At 47.8% G+C, this 17,904-nt stretch carries 25 protein-coding genes; 12 read left to right on the forward strand and 13 right to left on the reverse strand.

Translation table 11 applies throughout. The features are described from left to right. Positions 1-33: 33 nt before the first annotated feature. Complete coding sequence (gene hflD, locus SPM24T3_RS05835; RefSeq protein ID WP_009635793.1) at positions 34-660, reverse strand: high frequency lysogenization protein HflD; 627 nt, start codon at positions 658-660, stop codon at positions 34-36. Between the two features lie 247 nt (positions 661-907). Here hflD and SPM24T3_RS05840 point away from each other — a divergent pair, with 247 nt between their 5' ends. After that, entirely contained in the window at positions 908-1,339 is a 432-nt protein-coding gene (locus tag SPM24T3_RS05840; RefSeq protein WP_037377735.1) for a lysozyme inhibitor LprI family protein, read from the forward strand. 123 nt (positions 1,340-1,462) lie between these two features. Here SPM24T3_RS05840 and mnmA read toward each other — a convergent pair whose 3' ends face one another. The 3 genes from mnmA to rluE form a co-directional block, all read right to left on the reverse strand. Next, entirely contained in the window at positions 1,463-2,572 is a 1,110-nt protein-coding gene (mnmA, locus tag SPM24T3_RS05845) for a tRNA 2-thiouridine(34) synthase MnmA (RefSeq protein WP_009635795.1), read from the reverse strand. Between the two features lie 168 nt (positions 2,573-2,740). Continuing rightward, on the reverse strand, positions 2,741-3,187 hold the full coding sequence (locus tag SPM24T3_RS05850) for an NUDIX hydrolase (protein ID WP_009635796.1): 447 nt from the start codon (positions 3,185-3,187) through the stop codon (positions 2,741-2,743). Next, on the reverse strand, positions 3,180-3,806 hold the full coding sequence (rluE, locus tag SPM24T3_RS05855) for a 23S rRNA pseudouridine(2457) synthase RluE (protein WP_009635797.1): 627 nt from the start codon (positions 3,804-3,806) through the stop codon (positions 3,180-3,182). The genes SPM24T3_RS05850 and rluE overlap by 8 nt, the downstream gene beginning before the upstream one ends. A gap of 146 nt (positions 3,807-3,952) precedes the next feature. Here rluE and icd point away from each other — a divergent pair, with 146 nt between their 5' ends. Further along, entirely contained in the window at positions 3,953-5,206 is a 1,254-nt protein-coding gene (gene icd, locus SPM24T3_RS05860; RefSeq protein ID WP_009635798.1) for an NADP-dependent isocitrate dehydrogenase, read from the forward strand. Between the two features lie 79 nt (positions 5,207-5,285). Here icd and SPM24T3_RS05865 read toward each other — a convergent pair whose 3' ends face one another. The 3 genes from SPM24T3_RS05865 to SPM24T3_RS05875 form a co-directional block, all read right to left on the reverse strand. Beyond that, on the reverse strand, positions 5,286-5,678 hold the full coding sequence (locus tag SPM24T3_RS05865; protein WP_009635799.1) for an amino acid-binding protein: 393 nt from the start codon (positions 5,676-5,678) through the stop codon (positions 5,286-5,288). Positions 5,679-5,779: 101 nt separating this feature from the next. Further along, a complete protein-coding gene (locus tag SPM24T3_RS05870) occupies positions 5,780-6,301 on the reverse strand; it encodes a GNAT family N-acetyltransferase (protein WP_009635800.1) in 522 nt (173 codons plus the stop codon). Between the two features lie 175 nt (positions 6,302-6,476). Beyond that, the gene (locus tag SPM24T3_RS05875; protein WP_037377788.1) at positions 6,477-6,719 is read right to left on the reverse strand and encodes a hypothetical protein; all 243 of its coding nucleotides are present in this window, start codon (positions 6,717-6,719) and stop codon (positions 6,477-6,479) included. A gap of 305 nt (positions 6,720-7,024) precedes the next feature. Here SPM24T3_RS05875 and SPM24T3_RS05880 point away from each other — a divergent pair, with 305 nt between their 5' ends. Next, the gene (locus SPM24T3_RS05880; protein ID WP_009635802.1) at positions 7,025-7,312 is read left to right on the forward strand and encodes a hypothetical protein; all 288 of its coding nucleotides are present in this window, start codon (positions 7,025-7,027) and stop codon (positions 7,310-7,312) included. Between the two features lie 17 nt (positions 7,313-7,329). Here the strand turns inward: SPM24T3_RS05880 and SPM24T3_RS05885 are convergent, their stop codons facing one another. Then, positions 7,330-7,542: a hypothetical protein gene (locus SPM24T3_RS05885; RefSeq protein WP_009635803.1), complete on the reverse strand. Its 213-nt coding sequence runs from the start codon at positions 7,540-7,542 to the stop codon at positions 7,330-7,332. A 172-nt stretch (positions 7,543-7,714) separates the two neighbouring features. Next, entirely contained in the window at positions 7,715-9,343 is a 1,629-nt protein-coding gene (locus tag SPM24T3_RS05890; protein WP_009635804.1) for an ABC transporter substrate-binding protein, read from the reverse strand. 264 nt (positions 9,344-9,607) lie between these two features. Between SPM24T3_RS05890 and SPM24T3_RS05895 the strand changes: the two genes are divergently transcribed. Beyond that, on the forward strand, positions 9,608-9,853 hold the full coding sequence (locus SPM24T3_RS05895; protein WP_009635805.1) for a DUF2766 family protein: 246 nt from the start codon (positions 9,608-9,610) through the stop codon (positions 9,851-9,853). A 68-nt stretch (positions 9,854-9,921) separates the two neighbouring features. On the opposite strand, the gene SPM24T3_RS05900 is transcribed toward SPM24T3_RS05895, so the two are convergent. Continuing rightward, positions 9,922-10,158, reverse strand: a complete 237-nt coding sequence (locus tag SPM24T3_RS05900) for a YobH family protein (RefSeq protein WP_009635806.1) — start codon at positions 10,156-10,158, stop codon at positions 9,922-9,924. 285 nt (positions 10,159-10,443) lie between these two features. Between SPM24T3_RS05900 and SPM24T3_RS24540 the strand changes: the two genes are divergently transcribed. The 7 genes from SPM24T3_RS24540 (at position 10,444) to cspE (ending at position 14,595) form a co-directional block, all read left to right on the forward strand. Continuing rightward, positions 10,444-10,581 carry a PhoP/PhoQ regulator MgrB gene (locus SPM24T3_RS24540; RefSeq protein WP_369699983.1) on the forward strand — a complete coding sequence of 46 codons (138 nt, stop codon included), beginning with the start codon at positions 10,444-10,446 and terminating at the stop codon, positions 10,579-10,581. 103 nt (positions 10,582-10,684) lie between these two features. Further along, on the forward strand, positions 10,685-10,954 hold the full coding sequence (locus SPM24T3_RS05905) for a YebO family protein (protein WP_009635808.1): 270 nt from the start codon (positions 10,685-10,687) through the stop codon (positions 10,952-10,954). A gap of 117 nt (positions 10,955-11,071) precedes the next feature. Further along, the gene (locus SPM24T3_RS05910; protein ID WP_009635809.1) at positions 11,072-11,374 is read left to right on the forward strand and encodes a phage protein NinX family protein; all 303 of its coding nucleotides are present in this window, start codon (positions 11,072-11,074) and stop codon (positions 11,372-11,374) included. Between the two features lie 136 nt (positions 11,375-11,510). Beyond that, complete coding sequence (locus SPM24T3_RS05915; RefSeq protein ID WP_009635810.1) at positions 11,511-11,747, forward strand: DUF4060 family protein; 237 nt, start codon at positions 11,511-11,513, stop codon at positions 11,745-11,747. Between the two features lie 298 nt (positions 11,748-12,045). Beyond that, positions 12,046-13,032: an MBL fold metallo-hydrolase gene (locus SPM24T3_RS05920; protein WP_009635811.1), complete on the forward strand. Its 987-nt coding sequence runs from the start codon at positions 12,046-12,048 to the stop codon at positions 13,030-13,032. A 1,195-nt stretch (positions 13,033-14,227) separates the two neighbouring features. Further along, on the forward strand, positions 14,228-14,344 hold the full coding sequence (locus SPM24T3_RS24545) for a DUF2627 domain-containing protein (protein ID WP_071988409.1): 117 nt from the start codon (positions 14,228-14,230) through the stop codon (positions 14,342-14,344). 41 nt (positions 14,345-14,385) lie between these two features. Next, entirely contained in the window at positions 14,386-14,595 is a 210-nt protein-coding gene (cspE, locus tag SPM24T3_RS05925; RefSeq protein ID WP_002221949.1) for a transcription antiterminator/RNA stability regulator CspE, read from the forward strand. A 75-nt stretch (positions 14,596-14,670) separates the two neighbouring features. Here the strand turns inward: cspE and SPM24T3_RS05930 are convergent, their stop codons facing one another. Then, positions 14,671-15,420 (reverse strand): polyphenol oxidase family protein, encoded by a 750-nt coding sequence (locus SPM24T3_RS05930; protein ID WP_009635813.1) that lies wholly within the window; start codon positions 15,418-15,420, stop codon positions 14,671-14,673. 247 nt (positions 15,421-15,667) lie between these two features. On the opposite strand from SPM24T3_RS05930, the gene rlmA reads away from it, so the two are divergent. Continuing rightward, entirely contained in the window at positions 15,668-16,486 is an 819-nt protein-coding gene (gene rlmA, locus SPM24T3_RS05935; RefSeq protein WP_009635814.1) for a 23S rRNA (guanine(745)-N(1))-methyltransferase, read from the forward strand. A gap of 49 nt (positions 16,487-16,535) precedes the next feature. Here rlmA and SPM24T3_RS05940 read toward each other — a convergent pair whose 3' ends face one another. Together SPM24T3_RS05940 and SPM24T3_RS05945 are read right to left on the reverse strand one after the other, a co-directional pair. Continuing rightward, complete coding sequence (locus SPM24T3_RS05940; RefSeq protein WP_009635815.1) at positions 16,536-16,994, reverse strand: DUF986 family protein; 459 nt, start codon at positions 16,992-16,994, stop codon at positions 16,536-16,538. Between the two features lie 60 nt (positions 16,995-17,054). After that, positions 17,055-17,897, reverse strand: coding sequence for a PTS mannose transporter subunit IID (locus SPM24T3_RS05945; protein WP_009635816.1), 843 nt, complete (start codon positions 17,895-17,897; stop codon positions 17,055-17,057). Between the last annotated feature and the right edge of the window lie 7 nt (positions 17,898-17,904).

The raw sequence follows: 17,904 nt of genomic DNA on the forward strand, positions 1-17,904 counted from the left end.
ACCTGCTTGCAGCAGGTATAACAAATCAGATTTTCAGCAACGGGCGAGGATGCTTTTCGCCTGTTCGAACAATCGGTTACGGGAAAACATTAGCTGCAGACGGCCACCGCCTACTTGCTGCCAAAGTACTGCTGCGCGGATACCCGCGAGAAGCAAGGCCCGGACTTTAGCCTGAATTTGCGTGTTCTGCAAAATTGCCGGTGTGCCGATCACTTGAATGCGCGGACCGGCAGGGCTGACAATATCGACATATATCGACGCCAGCGAACTCATTACCTGCTCCGATTCCAGTTCAAAATGTGCCAACTGGCGATCTAACTGATCGATGCGCTGACCCAACTGATCCATGGACGATTTTTTTGCGTGCAGTTTACGCTCAAGCACCATCAGACTCAAAGTATAGCGCGTCAATTCCGCGCCTAATCCCTGACGATTGGCGTTGAGCACGCCGAGCAAGGTTTCGAGCCCCATTTTGAGGTTGGCTTCATTATTGCCATACACTGCCAGTGTGGAAGCCGGATTCATTTCGAGCAGGCTGCGCAGTGAAACGGTCATTTCTTCCTTGGCGCAGTTACCTTCGTGGGCCAATTGCTGAACTAAACGCGCAGATTGGCACATACCAGCCAATGCCAGCGTAATGTCATAATAGTTTTTGGCCACGATTACTCCTGTAAGCGTTGCTCAATAGCAACATTCTGCGACTTTTTCTGAGTGCCCAACTAATGGCGACAGATCATGCCATAAAACGGCGGCTAAACACAGCGCCGAAAGGCAGCGAATCCATTGCTAAAGTCGATAACATAAGTCCAAGAGCGTAAACCTGGTGGGTAATAAGCGTTTTATGGCAGAATTATCGTCCAGTTGCGCGCAGAATCAGCAACTGGGTCACCTCAAAAAGGAAAATCAGATGAAGAAGTTAGCCTCATGGGTGTGCTGCATTGGTGTGTTACTTACTGCTATGGCGGCACATGCTGCTACGCCGGGTAAGGCAATCGATAAAAAAATTGAGGATTGCTCCAAAAAGGCCGTCTCGACCTTGGACTCTGAAAGCTGTTTGCAACAGGGGTACACCGACTGGGACAAGGAGTTGAACGTCCAATATCAGGCTCTGTTAAAAGGGCAATCTGCGGCGGCTAAAAAGGCTATCATTCAGTCACAGCGCGATTGGCTGGTTTATCAGAAATCGTATTTCGCCGCGTTGGATAAATTTTATCAGCAGCAGCAGGGCACCGTCTGGGGAATTGTCGATTTGCAGGCCAAGCTCGACTTTATTCGTAACAAGGCGATCGAGTTAAATACCATGGCGGCGAGTCTGGACGTTAGCGGCGGGAATGGCTAATACCTTTCATTTTTCATGCTGCAGCTGTCATGCTTCCTTATTACCCCAGTCACTTATCTATGTAAGCTCATAGGGGAAATTAGGTTGCCACCTTGCTGCAGCATCAAATCTATTGGGTATGAATTATTGAATTAGCGGGATGCGTTGCTCAATAACGCCGCCGCCAAGGCAGATTTCACCCTGATAGAACACGGCTGACTGGCCCGGAGTGACTGCCGCGACAGGTGATTCAAAGCGAACTTCGATACGGTTGTCGTCGAGCGGTGTAATCACGCAGGGAATATCTTCCTGACGATAGCGTGTTTTCACTACGCATTGCACAGCAGCAGAAATTGGCTGGCGATCGACCCAATCCAATTGCTGGGCGATCAGTCCAACGGACATCAGACGCGGATGCTCGTGGCCCTGTGCGACATAAAGAATATTGTTGGCCACGTCTTTATCGACCACATACCACGGATCTTCTCCGCCGTCTTTTTGACCGCCAATGCCCAGACCCTTGCGTTGGCCAAGGGTGTGGTACATCAGACCCTGATGCTGCCCCATGTCCTGACCGTCAACGCTTTTGATAGGACCCGGTTGGGCTGGCAGATAGCGACCCAAAAAATCACGGAATTTACGCTCGCCGATAAAGCAGATGCCGGTGGAATCTTTTTTCTTCGCCGTCACCAGCTCTTGCTCTTCCGCGATGCGGCGAACCTCTGGTTTCTCGAGTTCTCCGACAGGGAACAGGCTTTTGGCAATTTGGTTGCTGCCGAGCGTATACAGGAAATAGCTTTGATCTTTATTGCCATCGAGGCCGCGCAGCAGCTGGCTTTGCCCGTTGCTGTCCTTGCGACGCACGTAGTGCCCGGTGGCAATATAGTCAGCACCTAAATCTTCAGCCGCGAACTCCAGGAAAGCCTTGAACTTGATTTCCTTATTGCAAAGAATATCCGGGTTTGGCGTGCGTCCGGCCTTGTATTCCTGCAGGAAATGTTCGAAAACGTTGTCCCAGTATTCGGCTGCAAAGTTAATGGTATGCAGCTTGATGCCCAACTTGTCGCTTACCGCTTGCGCATCGGCAAGGTCAGTCGCGGCGGAGCAGTATTCTTCATCGTCGTCCTCTTCCCAATTCTTCATAAAGAGCCCCTCGACCTGATATCCCTGTTGTTGGAGCAGGTAAGCAGAGACTGAGGAGTCGACGCCGCCGGACATCCCGACGATCACTTTTTTCTGGCTGTTGTCTGACATAGCAGTTCCAAAACATAGAGTCATAACCCGTTTAATGCCGTTCAGGCGAGGATGAAGGCCGCGCGCCAACGACATTTTTTACGGGGGCTTAAAAATAGCGGGAAGAATTTTATCACGTTGCCGCCTTTGCTGCACCGCCGATCGGTGCGGCGGGCAAGAGAGCGTCAATTAGTGTGGAAGATTGTAATTGCCCAGAAGATCCAGCGGATAGCGTGCGCCTTGTTGATACAAACGAATACTTTCTGCCACTAGCGGGGAGCGCAGCTCGGCCGAGTTGATAATTTGTTCGGCACTTAGCCAACGACAGCCAGAGATATCGCTATCTTGCGGGGAAGTGGCCACAATCTCAGGTAAATCAATCACAAACGAGAAACGCAGGAAAGAGGTTTTATCCGGAGCCTGCCATTGGTGCAACCCAAGGAAAAATTGCGGTGGCGCATCAAGGCCCGTTTCCTCAAACAGCTCGCGTTGAACAGCGGCAATCAGCGTTTCATTGGCCTCAAGATGTCCCGCAGGCTGGTTTAGGGTCAGCTTGCCGTTGACAATTTCCTCAACCAGCAAAAATTGTCCCTGGGCATGAACCACACAGGCGACAGTTACGTTCGGTTTAAACATAAGGTATTTCCTTCCATTGTCCCGGAGCCAAATCGCCAAGGGTAAGATCACCCATGCTGTAACGGATAAGACGTAAAGTAGGATAGCCGATATGCGCCGTCATGCGCCGCACCTGCCGGTTTTTACCCTCATAAAGCGTAATTTTGAGCCAGCGGGTAGGAATATTTTTACGTTCACGGATTGGCGGCACGCGCTCCCAAAGCCATTCAGGTTCTGCAACGAGTTCAACTCCGGCCGGGAGAGTTTGACCATCTTTAAGCGGCAATCCTTGGCGGAAGGCTTTCAAAGCAGATTCTTCTGGTTCACCTTCAACCTGGGCAAAGTAAATTTTGGCGGTGCGTTTACCTGGCTGAGTGAGCTTCGCCTGCAACTGCCCGTCATTAGTCAGCACTAACAGACCTTCACTATCGCGGTCTAAGCGACCGGCCGCATAGACGTCGGTAACAGAAATATAGTCTTTTAACGTTGCTCGCCCAGCTTCATCGGTAAATTGCGGTAACACATCGAAAGGCTTGTTGAAAAGCAGCACCTTACGTGGCTTTTTCGAGTCTTGATTTTCTCGATGAGACTGGGTGCTGAAACGTTTAACCTTGTGATTCTTAACAAATAATTTATTCATGATGGTTGTAGTTGAGAATAATTAGCGCATTATACTTGAAAAAGGTTTCGGTTTGGCGTCGGCAAATTATTGAAGTAATATTAACCGGCATCTTACAAATAATTAACATAAATCATTAACATAATAGTGCGCTGAAGGAGAGGTTAATGGAAAGCAAAGTTGTTGTTCCTACTGAAGGTACCAAGATTACCGTTGATGCCAAAGGTAAACTGGTCGTTCCCAATAATCCTGTCATTCCTTACATCGAGGGGGATGGTATTGGTGTCGATGTGACCCCGGCAATGCTCAAGGTTGTCGATGCGGCGGTCAAGAAAGCGTACAACGGTGAGCGCAAGATTTCCTGGATGGAAATTTATACCGGTGAGAAATCCGTTGAACTTTATGGTCAAGACGTTTGGCTGCCGCAGGAAACGCTAGATCTGATCCGCGAGTACCGCGTTGCGATCAAAGGCCCATTGACCACTCCGGTCGGTGGCGGCATTCGCTCACTGAATGTGGCTTTGCGTCAGCAGCTTGACCTGTATGTCTGTCTGCGCCCGGTTCGCTATTACACCGGTACGCCAAGCCCGGTCAAACGCCCGGAAGATATCGACATGGTCATTTTCCGTGAAAACTCAGAAGATATCTATGCTGGCATTGAATGGAAAGCAGGTTCTGCCGAAGCAGATAAAGTGATTAAGTTCCTGCAAGACGAGATGGGCGTGAACAAAATTCGCTTCCCACAGCAATGCGGCATCGGCGTTAAACCTTGTTCGGAAGAAGGCACCAAACGCCTGGTACGTGCGGCCATTGAATACACTATCACCAACGATCGTGATTCACTGACTCTGGTTCACAAGGGCAACATCATGAAATTTACCGAAGGTGCCTTCAAGGATTGGGGCTACCAGCTGGCTCGCGAGGAGTTTGGCGGTGAACTCATTGACGGCGGGCCTTGGGTTAAAATCAAGAATCCTAACAATGGCAAAGACATCATTATTAAAGACGTTATTGCCGATGCCTTCTTGCAACAGATTCTGCTGCGTCCGGCTGAATATGACGTGATCGCCTGTATGAATCTCAACGGTGACTACATTTCCGACGCATTGGCGGCGCAGGTTGGCGGCATTGGTATCGCACCGGGCGCAAACATTGGTTCTGAATGCGCACTGTTTGAAGCTACCCACGGCACGGCACCGAAATACGCCGGACAGGATAAAGTGAACCCTGGTTCAGTGATCCTGTCTGCGGAAATGATGCTGCGTCATTTGGAGTGGTTCGAAGCGGCAGACCTGATCGTTAAAGGTATGGAAGCGGCGATCGCCAAGAAAACCGTGACCTACGATTTCGAACGTCTGATGGACGGCGCCAAGCTGCTGAAATGCTCAGAGTTTGGCGATGCGATGATCGCGAATATGTAATCTCGGAAAACGAGGTTGCAAACGACGGGAGCCGAGAGGGTCCCGTTTTTTATTAGGCGAACCTTTGTGGGATCCACTATCAGTACGCCGTTGCTATCCAAGGTGCAGTAACTTCCTCGGCAACAAGGTTATTGTCGGTAACTAGAATCAGCCGATTGGCGTGATCGCTGTATTGAGTAATTATATTAATCCCAAACTCGGACAATCTGGCGGCAATATTTCCCAGCTCACCAGGCTGTTGCTGATCCAGCTTTCTGATTAGAGGTTTGTGAATTCCCTGCACTGCAAAGCCTTCGGTCTCAAGCGCAGACTTGGCCTTTTCGCCATCCTTCACCAGAAAATGTGCATGGCATTGCCCATTGACAGTAAACACACCGCCACCTTCCTGACTGATCCCATAGAGACCTAAGATCTTGCCGAGCCACGCCAGCTCTCCGGGTTCATTTTTTAAAATCACATGAATATCGTACATCCGTTTACCATTGCAAATTTCTTAAGAGGAGATGACATGACTGAAGATGCAATGCTTCCACACCCAGCTCGAAACCCATTATTCAAAAACAAAAAAATTCGTTAACCTGCTAAATTTTCTGGTTTTTCCCAATAATATCTTAACGCGTTGAGAGTCGTTCCACCGGGGACTGTCTCACTTTTGATTTCAACAATCTTGCCGCCGCAGCGTTCATAAAACTGGCGTGATGGAAGGTTTTGTTCGTAGCACCAAAGATAGAGGCCATCGCCTGGATGGTTGTTAAACACCCAGCGCGCCGCCGCTTTTAGCAGGGCAATACCAAATCCTTTACCTTTGGTCGCAGGGAGCACGTGCAGGTTGTCAACTAATGATCCCCAGTGAGGATCTTTCGCGCCAAAAACGCTTACAAAGCCAACCGGATGGGAATCATCTTCAGCCACGATCACCGTGTGGTCGGCTTGCTGAGTGTCAAACTTTTCCAGCCAATAATTTAAGCGTTCCTGCTCAATGGCTCCGGCCAAATACTCGGCAGAAAAAATCCCCTGATAGGCGCTACGCCAGCTGGTGGTATGTAGCCGTGCAATAAGAGGAGCATCATGTGAAACAGCGTCCCTGAGCTTCATGTTGTGTCCTTAAAATCATGATAAAAACCTGATTTTACAGATTAACTCTTGTCTGCCAACCGAAAATTACCCACAAAAATTTAACAAAAAAACCAGCCATTAATGGCTGGTTTTATATATCAAAAAAAACGGGTTTCCTGCAATTTATCCAGAGAAACTCCCGTAATGGCAGGAGTTAGTGCTGTGGTTGTTGCAGTTGCTGTTTTTTCGCTTCTGCTTCTTTCTGCTCTCTGGCTTTAGTCGCCATATGGTGACCCACTACGCACCCCCCCACGGCACCCAACACAGCGTGATGATGGGCTACGTGGCCTGCAACAGCGCCTACAGCAGCTCCTTTAATACATCCTTCCGCATGGGCCATTGAAGTTGCTGACATCAGCACGGCGAAAGCAGCGGCATAGCAAGAAAACTTGTTCATAAAATAATTTCCAAAGAAAAAAAGACTCATGATGAAGATCTCACAACTTGCCGTTGTCGTCATGGAGGCTTCTGTAAGCAATTAATGCTATTTTGCCACTAATTTTACAGATGAGTAAAGACGGGGGGATAGCTCTCAGCAGTGCTGCAAGAGGTATTTACAAATCACAGCGCTGTCGTGCAATGATTTGTGAAGGTTTAAGATTGGTTAATCGCGGATTTTGCTTTAAAGTGAAATAGCTGTATGAAATATGCTCAATCAGTTTAGTTGTCAGTTTTTTCTGCAACACAAATGAGGATGCCGCTATGTCCAACCAAGAGCAGTTACAGGCGCTGATAGCACGTATCGATGCGCTGGAACAACGCGAAAAGCAACTCACCTATGCCTCTAATGCCTATCAGGCAATATTAACAACCCTGTTGGGCAATCTCGATAAAACGACTCGCGATAAAGTGATCACGATGGTTGATCAGGCTCACGATATTGCCTATGCCAGAGCCAACGTGGAGCAGAAAAGCAATATTTTGGGAGCTGATGACATTACCCAGCGCATTTTTCTGTTTGCTCAGGGGCGCGCATCTCAGTCCAGATAATGGCTTAACGATAATTATCAGGAACGCCTGTCAGCTTTGAGCAGGTTGATGGCCGCGCCAATCAAAATGCGCTGCTGCACGCCAGCCGTGTTTAGCTCGTCTTCCAAATAATGAATCAACGAATCTGCCGTAAGGGGTTCTCCGCGATGCCGCAGCTGAATCACAGCTTCACCAATAATACGAGCAACTTCGTCCCAAAGGGGTTGGATCTCGCTTTCCGAGAATTGCATAGGGCCTCCCATCTGTACGATTGATGTTCAATTTATCATCTGAGAAACCTGAGGCAAGGGCATTAACCTAACAATTCTGCCTACGTGGGGGAGTAGAAAGGGGATATTTGAGTAATCAACCCCGCCTTTCAAGTACTTGGCGGGGTGATTCTGGCCTGAGTAAATTCTGAAATCAGTGTTTAATCACATAAAGATCTTTAGCAAAAACTCGGCCTTGTGGGTCATGCTCATCAAAACCGCCGATAAAAGGCTTCACCAGTCGGGCGCTGACGTAGTGATAAAGTGGCACCACCGGAGCCTGCTTACTCAGAATATCTTCAGCTTCCTGATAGTCTTTTTGCACCTGATCTTTGCTGGTAGCTGCCAGTGCATCATCCATCACTTTGTCATACTCGGCATTTTTGAAGTGCGGAGTATTTTCACTGTTGCCACTGCGGAAGGTATTCAGAAACGTTGATGGCTCGTTGTAGTCTGCAATCCAGGCATAACGCACTACCTCATAGTTACCTTGATGCATGGTGTCCAGCATGGTTTTCCATTCCTGATTCTGCAACACGGCGGTCACGCCCAGGTTTTTCTTCCACATCGACGAGGCCGCTATAGCAATGCGCTGATGAGATTCATTGGTGTTATAAAGCAGATTGAATTTCAAAGGGTGATCGGGGCCAAAACCCGCTTCGGTCAGCAGTTTTCGCGCCTCGACATTGCGCTGCTCCTGCGTCCAGCTGGCGTAGGCCGCAGGTTTGAAGGTGTATCCGCCGGTATTTTGCGGCGTGATGGTATAAGCAGGAGTTTGCCCCTGTCCCAACACTTTATTGGCAATAATGTCGCGATCCAGCCCCAATGCCAAGGCCTCTCGAACTCTGACGTCGTTAAACGGCGGCTTCTGGTTGTTGAACGCATAATAGTAGACACCGAGATAAGGATTGGCGTGGACTTGAGAACCCAACTCCTTCTTCAACGAGGCAAACTGGATTTCCGGAACACTTCCGGTGATATCAATCTCACCGGCCTTGTAGCGGTTAATATCGGCTGCGCCCGAGCCCACCGGCAAGTAGGTCATTTGCGACAGTACAGTGTGGTCGTTGTCCCAGTATTGGGTATTGCGCACCGCAACGACACGCTCGTTCACTGTCCAGGTTTTTAGTTTAAAAGGCCCGCTGCTAACCATATTGCCAGGTTGGGTCCATTTTTCTCCATACTTTTCAACATTAGCCTGACTTACCGGGAACAGAGAATAGTGGGCAACCATTTGCAGGAAATAAGACATCGGACGGGTTAATTCAATCTGCAGTGTTTGTGGATCCAATGCCTTGATACCTAGCTGGTCAGGAGGCAATTTACCGGCAATGATTTTGTCGGCGTTAACGACGTTAACCGTGCCGAGATAGCTCTCATAGGGCGAGGCGGTTTTCGGGTCGATCAGGCGACGCCAGGTGAAAACCACATCCTGCGCGGTAATGGGGGTGCCATCAGACCAGCGGATGCCGGGGCGCAAATGAAAGGTCCAGGTTTTATTATCTTTAGTCTCCCAGCTGGTTGCGAGCTCGGGATGGGCATTACCGTTATCATCGATGCTGACCAGTCCGACAAACAAATCGCTGAGAATATTACTTTCGACGTCGCTTTCGGCCTTTTGTACATCAAGAGTTGCAGGCTCTGAGGCATTGTTACGCACCACTTCCTGTTTTTGGGCCAGCACGACGCCCTGTGGTACGACGGCGGCCTGAGCGGATAATCCAAGACCTGAAACCAGTGCGGCAAGAGGAAGTAATTTAAGGACGATGTTGCTTCTTTGCATCAGTATTTTCCCATTCAATTAATAGTCAAAATATCAATGAATAACAGGTAATTGATAACGCTAACCGTAAGATTAAGCAACAATTAATGAATGGTTTATTATTAGTGGTTTCAGAGTTTTAAATTTGAAAATCGATGATGAAGAACTCGCCTTCTAAGCTTTTTACTCGATTCAGCCCAGAAGCTTTGATGAAATTCAGCGATGACGTGTTATCCTTTGCGCCGAATTTTTTATGCCTATTTTTAGTACCGAGGAGTCACCGGGATGTCAGAGAGCTTATCCAAAGATCAGGAACTTGAGTCAGACTTGGTCGCGTGCCAACTGGTTATCAAACAGATTCTGGATGTCATCGACATTATTGCGCCGACCGAAGTGCGCGATAAAATGTCTCATCAGCTTAAAAGTATTGATTTCAGCACGCATCCTGCGGGTGCGGATCCCGTTACCCGTCGGGCAATCGAGAAAGCCATTTCGCTGATCGAACTGAAGTTTACCAAACACGACAGCTAATTATTGATGTCGGATTAACCCGCAAGCCTATCCTGCGGGTTAATCCTTAATTCAAACAGCGTTGCTGATTAAGATTTATCGACAACCTTATCAACCTGTTTGAGTATCGGGCATTTGGCAACACCGATTACGCCACTGTCCGTGTGCAGATACTGTGAGTCAACGATACCGCGAGCCGTCAGGTATTGGCACTTGAGGCCCAGGCCAGCTGCATTTTCACTGCTACCGACCGTCACGCCGTAGCCTGAAAACAGAAAAACAGCATAAATGACCGCCAGTACAACAATTGTTTTAATCAAACCCATTTTATACACTCCCTTTATGGCTTAAGCCGCGGAGCAGTATAACCTCAGTGTGGTGGGATCTGCTTCTCTAATTCTCTGAAAAAAATCATGAAAAGACTTAAGCGTTTGAATGATTTGTGCGCGGCCAACCACCTATTGGGCTTACTCTGTTTGAAGTTTGTTTAACTTAGGCAGAGTAGGATAGGCTGATGTTTTACTCGTGTCGGACGCAGTGTTTTGGGCATCTACAAACGTGTGATAAATCCTAAGAGAACTGCTATCAAACTAAAGAAACCGCTATTTTCTATCAGGAAAATTATTGCCTTTATCATTTTTGGGCTACTTTGTGTCGGGCTTTATTTGCTGGCCCTTAACAGCTATTGCGATCAGGGGGGGAATTTCGACCTCGGAATTTGCTCGGTCACCTCATTTATTCCCTGGTAGCCTCTGCCGCCTGTCGGAAGCTTCTGTATTTTTGCTAATACCTTCCCTGTATCTCTGACGATGATAAGATAGTTATCTGGTTAACTACATTGTGGGATCGTCAATGTTCGATCAATTTTTGGGCCAAACTAGTCTGGCCACGATAGTGCTGGGATTACTGTCAGCCTTGCTATTTTTGCTGGTGTGGTTTGTCGTTAACCGGGCCAGTGTCAAAGCTAATCGCCAAGTTCAACTACTGACTGAAATCGCCGAGCAGCAACGCCGTCAAACCGAACTGCTGGAAGTTTTGGCCAAAGCGCAGGGAAAGGGTGTAGTCGATGAATACGATGATGATTCTGTTTCTGGCCTGCGCGGCTTCATTCCTAAAAGATAGTGACACGTCTCTTAAGCCACTGCTGCGCTGGTAGTTCCTCGTTTATTTTTCCATTCATAAAAATGTATTAATTCTGCTGTAGCGTGTTGCATAACAACTCAGCAGGATAATTTCCAGATGATTAAATGGTCTGAAGAACACGACAACGAATTGAATCACAACATCGCTTTACTCACCGGGGAAGATCCCGACAAGTGGTATCCCTACGGTGGAATGAAGGGGAAAGACTACTGCAACAATCCTTCCGATGCCTGGCCAATCATTTGCGCCAACAAAATAAATCTTAATTTCAATGAATTACCAGACAGCAAGTCTTGGTGCGCGCACATTTCCAGTGAAGAAGGCAAGTGGCAGGCGAGCAGCGCCAAGCCATTGCGTGCGGCTATGATTTGTTTTTTATTAAGTAAAACTTGCGCATAGAGAAAAGCAGACAGATACTCATTCTGTTACAAGATCCAAGCAAAGCAGTGATTCGAATAAGCGTCGCGTAAAGCGATGAGTATCAAGTGAGTAATGTTTCCTCAGTTTGACAGTATTGTCTAAGACGGAGTCCATTATGAAGCGCATCATTAAAGGTGATAAAACTCTCTCTCATCTGGTCGTGGCTCATGCAGCCATCGACAGCCACGAAAAAGCCTATGGCAAAAGACGCCAGGGCTGGCCTTCTACGTACATGATCAAATACAAAGACAAACGCGTTGCCGTGGAAGTTGTCACGCGCAGGCAGTCTTATGTTGCGACTTTAATGATTGGAGCCCGAAACCTGACCAAGCTTTGTGGGATGGCAGCCTGAGCCTTGGGCTGACAGTGAAAACAGTTAACCGACCTGATTTGTAACAGTCGTCTTAGTGTAAAGAGTTTAAAGCTGTAAAAACAAAAAGCCCTGCCGGTGCTTTAATCATCCGGCGGGGCTTTTTATTTTTCCTGCCAGGGGCCGTGCTTAAACACACCTGACCGTGATTGACATCTCTTTGCAAATACCCCTTTGCACTTTTTGTAGTGAAAAGCATCAAACCTTTATGATACTAAAGAGATAGAGGTTGGTTTTGTATCAACACTGCCCGCCAAAAAACTTATCGATAAGGGAAACTATGGCCGAAAAAAATCCCTACTATGATCCTGCGAAACCGCATCATACCCCGCAAGGTTTCACTAATCCCGAACCGGACACGCGCAACGAGGGCGATCTCAAACGCTGGCGCAAAGAGCGAAAAGCACAGGGGCATCCTCGCCCACCGGGCAACGGCTACGATCATTTTATTAATCAATGGTGTCAGACCCCTGATTTTGGCGGGACTGAAGATCGTCTGTGGTTTTTGGGACACGCCTGCCTGCTGCTGCGCATTGCAGGGCGTTATATTTTGACCGATCCTGCACTTTCCGAGCGTGCGTCGCCGCTGAGTTTTTATGGCCCTAAACGCAGGACGCCTGCGGCAGTTACCGTGGCCAGCCTTCCGGTGATCGATTACGTCATGATCTCGCACAACCATTATGATCATCTAGATAAATCGACAGTTCGTAAACTCGTCAAACGTTTCCCTCAGGCTATTTTCCTGGTGCCGCTGGGTATGAAGCCTTGGTTGGAAAGGCAGGGCGCTCATTACATTGAAGAAATGGATTGGTGGGATGCGCTGATTTTAGAGGGCGTCAGTTTTCACGCCGTTCCTGCCCGTCACTGGAGTATGCGCACGCCATGGGACAGAAATCGTTCTTTGTGGTGTGGATGGGTGGTCAAGCATCGTGATCTGAGTTTTTATTTCTCGGGCGATAGCGCCTATAGCGAACAATTTATTCAGATTGGTGAGCGACTGGGACCATTTGATATTGCAGCGATTCCTATCGGTGCCTATGCACCAAGATGGTTCATGCATTCTCATCATATGGACCCGCAGCAGGCAGTTCAGGTGTTTAAGGAAACACGGTGTCAACGAGCAGTTCCCATTCACTGGGGGGTGTTTGAATTAGCCGATGAGTCTTTAGATGAACCACCAAAAGAATTAGTGATGGCGATTGAAGAGGATGGGTTAAGCGTAGAGAATTTTGCACCGCTGAAAATAGGCGAGCATATTTCGCTATGAATTGACGGGCGCTTTATTTTCGTCACGAATAATTAGCGCCCGAATACTCACAGATGAGAGTTTTTATCATTTAAAATCTGCTTTTAAACCCGGGTAATTATCTTAACTCAGGCTCATTTTCATCAAAATCTCATCGTTGAATTTTATAAAACTCAAAGTCATCTTGTTCCATTATTCAGAACAAAAAGCTGTCAGGGTTCAATATTAGCCTAGTATCTTGAGATAAATTGATTTTTAGCCCGCAGATGGCCTTTCTGGTCTTAATGAGCGGCCTGCATTTTTGCTCCTGCCTGCAAGCTGCGCCCTGACTGGGTTTGTATATTAAATGTTAACGGAATGATGCCACTCTGAAAATGATGGGGTCGTGCTGTGTGCGTAAACTGGGATAATAATTAATAAAAATTCCAATAAAATCACAGTTATTATTAATTCAAATTTTGAATATGTATTGTCGATTTTTGTATATATTTTTTAAGATCAACTTAGGCCTTTTAATATAAAATTCATCTCACTGTAAACTTTCTGGTTTATAGCGGTGGCTTTGTGATTCACTAATTATGGGTGGCGCGAAAAGTAGACAATTTTCTATGATCTCAACTGCGATAAACTTTATTTTGGTTATCATAATTGCGCACGCTTAAGGTGCAGTCTAATAATAATCAACAGTGTTTTGCACCAGATTAGTACCATTATGCCTGATTTGAATAGTGCATAAACAATCAATCGCTGCTTTGTTCTGGCGCAATGTTTGTGCAGATTTTTTCATTGCCCAGGTTTAAGGTTGTGGGTGGCATTATGCCGCCTGTAAAACTCAAAGAAGCCTGCTATGACTGATAGCAGGGGATGGCGAGGTGCTTAAAATTTGACTGGAAAAAATGCGTAAAAACTTGCGAAAAACCCATTTGTGTTATATCAAATACGATAATAATGCATTAAAAATTGAATTTAACTCTTACTGTCCGCTGATTATTGATCAATAATCAGATGTGAGTCGTTATTGATTTGATTGTTAGGCCCTGCAGAGTTCCGAGCAGAAAGTACTAGTCCTATCAACCTATTTTGGCCTCACTTGACAGTAAGTGCCTTTAAGCGGCTCAAATATGTGCGACAAGTCCATCGCTGATTAAAAATGGCTTGCCATTAAATTCAGAGTATGTGATAACGCATCTGGGTAAAACGAGGTACAGTTCTGTATATGTGTGGCATTTTCAGTAAAGAAGTTTTGAGTAAAGACGTTATCGTTGAATACCGCTTCCTTGCCGATTTTTATCTTAGTGCCTCAAGCAGTAACGACTCAAGTTTGTCTGTGTAACGCCGAAGGGCGGTTTAAACAATCCAAAGGAAATACTCAAAATGGCAAAGATCAAAGGTCAAGTTAAGTGGTTCAACGAGTCTAAAGGTTTCGGTTTCATCACTCCAGCTGACGGCAGCAAAGACGTGTTCGTACACTTCTCTGCAATCCAGGGTAATGGCTTCAAAACCCTGGCTGAAGGCCAGAACGTTGAGTTTGAAATTCAAGATGGCCAGAAAGGCCCATCTGCAGTTAACGTAACTGCAATCTAAGCAGCGTTAGCTGTCAAAAAAAACCCGCCTGGTTGCGGGTTTTTTTGTTTTTGTCTTAAGGCGGCAACGCGATACTTAATCCGGCAAAATGATAATCCCCGATTGCTGATTGCGGCCACTGATACCTGGAATTGAAGGGTCCTGCGCGCGCTTGAGGCTGTTGCGCCGAAAGCTGGTGTATTTGTGGCGGTAAACCTTTCTCGTTTCATCCCGTTGCGCCAAGTCGATTCCTGCCACTGTTGAGGCCTCGGTACAAATCGTGCAGCTGCCGGCATAATCAACGGATGCGAATCCTGCCTGAGTCAACTTGGCGTAGGCAATCGCTGGCAGGTCGAGATGCCGATAAGAGGGGGAAATCAGCGCCGGTGGTAAATCCAGGCCGTGCCGAAACTCATCTACCAGTTCCTGACTGACCTCATAGCAGCAGGCGCCTGCCGCAGGCCCAATAGAAACTACCCAATCCCGAGTTGAACCCGACTGATTAATACGCTGCGCCATTTGTTCAAGAATACCGTTGCGCAAGCCGCGCCACCCGGCGTGTACTACGGCTACCCCGCGCCCCTGCTTGTGGCTAAATATCACCGGCAGGCAGTCGGCGGTAAACACGCTCAGCAAAATTCCCGGTTGTTCAGTATAAAAACCGTCGGCCTCGCCGCAGGCCTGTTGAGGGAATAAGACATCAACAATCCTGACTCCGTGAACCTGTTTCTTTTCCGGCAAACTGGCACTAAAGGGCTGTAGCGATTCGGGCAACAGCGCTTGTTTACAGCCAAATCCGTGCCTGATAGACGGGATTTGGCTGAGCAGGACAGAAATATCACTCATGGCATCACTTATGGTTAATCAGCGCAGGTTAATGATAAGAGATTAATAGAATAGATTTAGTCGCACGAGTCAAATCCAGTTTAGCCTGTTTTTTAGCTCGCCGACCATGCTATTTGTCTTGTTCTCCAGCCTGTCTCGGAACAATCAGGGCAAAAGTTGCAACCTGCAATCGGCTTCTTTAGACTTAGCGCAGCCATCCGCAAGACGCCCGAATAAAATCGGCAGCATCACCTTTCTGGAAACATGCATGACCTATCAATGTCCTCTTTGCCATCAACCCCTGCAACGCCTCGATACACAGTGGCGCTGTGAAAACAATCATCAGTTTGATAATGCCAAAGAGGGATACGTAAACCTGCTGCCGGTGCAACACAAACGCTCCAAAGAGCCGGGCGACAGTGCTGAGATGATGATTTCGCGGCGCACTTTCCTTGAGGGCGGGCACTATCAGCCGCTGCGCGACCGTTTGGTCACTCTTTTGGACCAGCATTTACCGGCAGGAGCTGAATCACTGCTGGATATCGGCTGCGGCGAAGGCTATTACACCTCTGCCATGGAGCAGGGGCTAAATACCCGCCGTGAAATGCAGATTTACGGGCTTGACGTCGCCAAGGTGGCAATCCGTTATGCAGCAAAGCGTTATGGCAAGGTTGAATTTTGTGTGGCCTCAAGTCATCGCCTGCCGTTTGCCGATAACTCACTGGATGCCATTGTACGCATCTACGCGCCGTGTAAAGCCCCTGAGTTACATCGGGTGTTGAAATCTTCAGGATGGGTATTGACGGTGGCTCCCGGCCCAAGGCATCTCTATCAGCTTAAAGGGCTGATTTATAATGAGGTACAGCTGCACAGTGATGTGGAAGAAAGCCTGGCGGGATTTGAACGGGTGAGCACTGAATCGTTGAGCTATAAAATGACCTTAAACGGCAAGCAGGCCTCGGATCTTTTACAAATGACGCCTTTCGCCTGGCGCGCCACTGAAGCGGTGATGTTGAGTTTGTCGCAGCGTGAGAACTTTAGCTGCGAAACAGATTTTACCATCAGCCTGTTTCGTCGCGTTGATTAGGTAAATACAACAGGCGGTCTGACCGCCTGTAATTAAGCCCAGGAGTGACTTACTGATAATTAACCATAAACTTATAAATACTCTCGAGATCGTCCATTTCTTTAACCCGCACCAGCAATCTCTTCTGTTCCAGTTGGATCACCAAAATTCCGTCCTCCGAAAGGTTCATCGCCTTGATGCGATCGTAGGTGATAAAAATATTGGCATAATAGAAGCCGATAGGTTTAAACAGCATTTTTGGCAATCGGATGAACGAGATATAAAAGGCAATAATTGCCAGACTTACCAGCAAGTAGGTGGTGACAGGGCTGCCCTGAGCGTAGATATTGTTGTAGAGCAGGATTGCCAGCAGGCCGATAAAGATCACCGCATCCAGCTTGTTTCTTCTTTGCAGGTTAACCTTGAGCAACGTTTTGCCGCGAGTTTTTCCCATAATAAATTCATCGAAAACGGCATAGGCCAACAGCAGAAAAATAAAGATAATCAAGGCAATATCCGTAACCGTCATTCCGCGTTTCCCTCCAATAAAAAACCGGAGGCGATAATGCCCCCGGTTACACTTTACTGCTTAGCGACCCAGCAGGCCAATCCAGTAACCAAAAATACCCAGCACAAAGAAGCCCATGATGATCCACAGCGCATTGACTTTTTTGCGCAGTAGCCACATACAGCCGAAGGTTAACAGTAAAGGCACCAGACCCGGCATCAGCTGGTCAAGGATCCCCTGTACCGTTGTTACCGTGGTATGACCGGTATTATCGGTAATTTTGGAGACCACCAGCGGGATGTTGACGTGGGTCCATTTGTTAACCAATGCCCCCATGACAAAGAGGCCGAGAATTGACGCCCCCTCAGTCAGTTTTTGCAGGAAACCGCCGCCCATATCGCTAACGATATCAACGCCTTTCTTGTAGCCATAGGCTACGCCGTAATAGCGGTTCAGCAAACGTACAAGGTTGAACAGCACGAAGAACAGCAAAGGACCGAGCAGGCTACCGCTCATCGCGATACCGGCACCCAGCGCTGCAAACACCGGACGTACGGTACCCCAGAAGATCGGGTCACCCACGCCGGCCAGCGGACCCATCAAACCGACTTTCAGGCCGTTGATCGCCGCGTCGTCGATAGGTGCACCATTGGCACGCTGTTCTTCCATCGCCAAGGTTACGCCCAGCACTGGCGCTGCGACGTAAGGATGGGTGTTGAAGAACTCCAGATGGCGTTTTATCGCCTGTTTACGGTCATCGTTGTTTTCAGGATACAGGCGACGAATAACCGGCACCATGCAGAAGCAGAATCCCAATGCCTGCATACGTTCAAAGTTCCATGAACCCTGAAACAGGTTTGAGCGTAAGAACACACCGCGAATATCGCCGGGTGTGAGTTTTTTTACTTGAGTTTGATCAACCATTTCTCTC

This window comes from Serratia sp. M24T3, from assembly GCF_000257645.1.
GTDB lineage: Bacteria > Pseudomonadota > Gammaproteobacteria > Enterobacterales > Enterobacteriaceae > Rouxiella.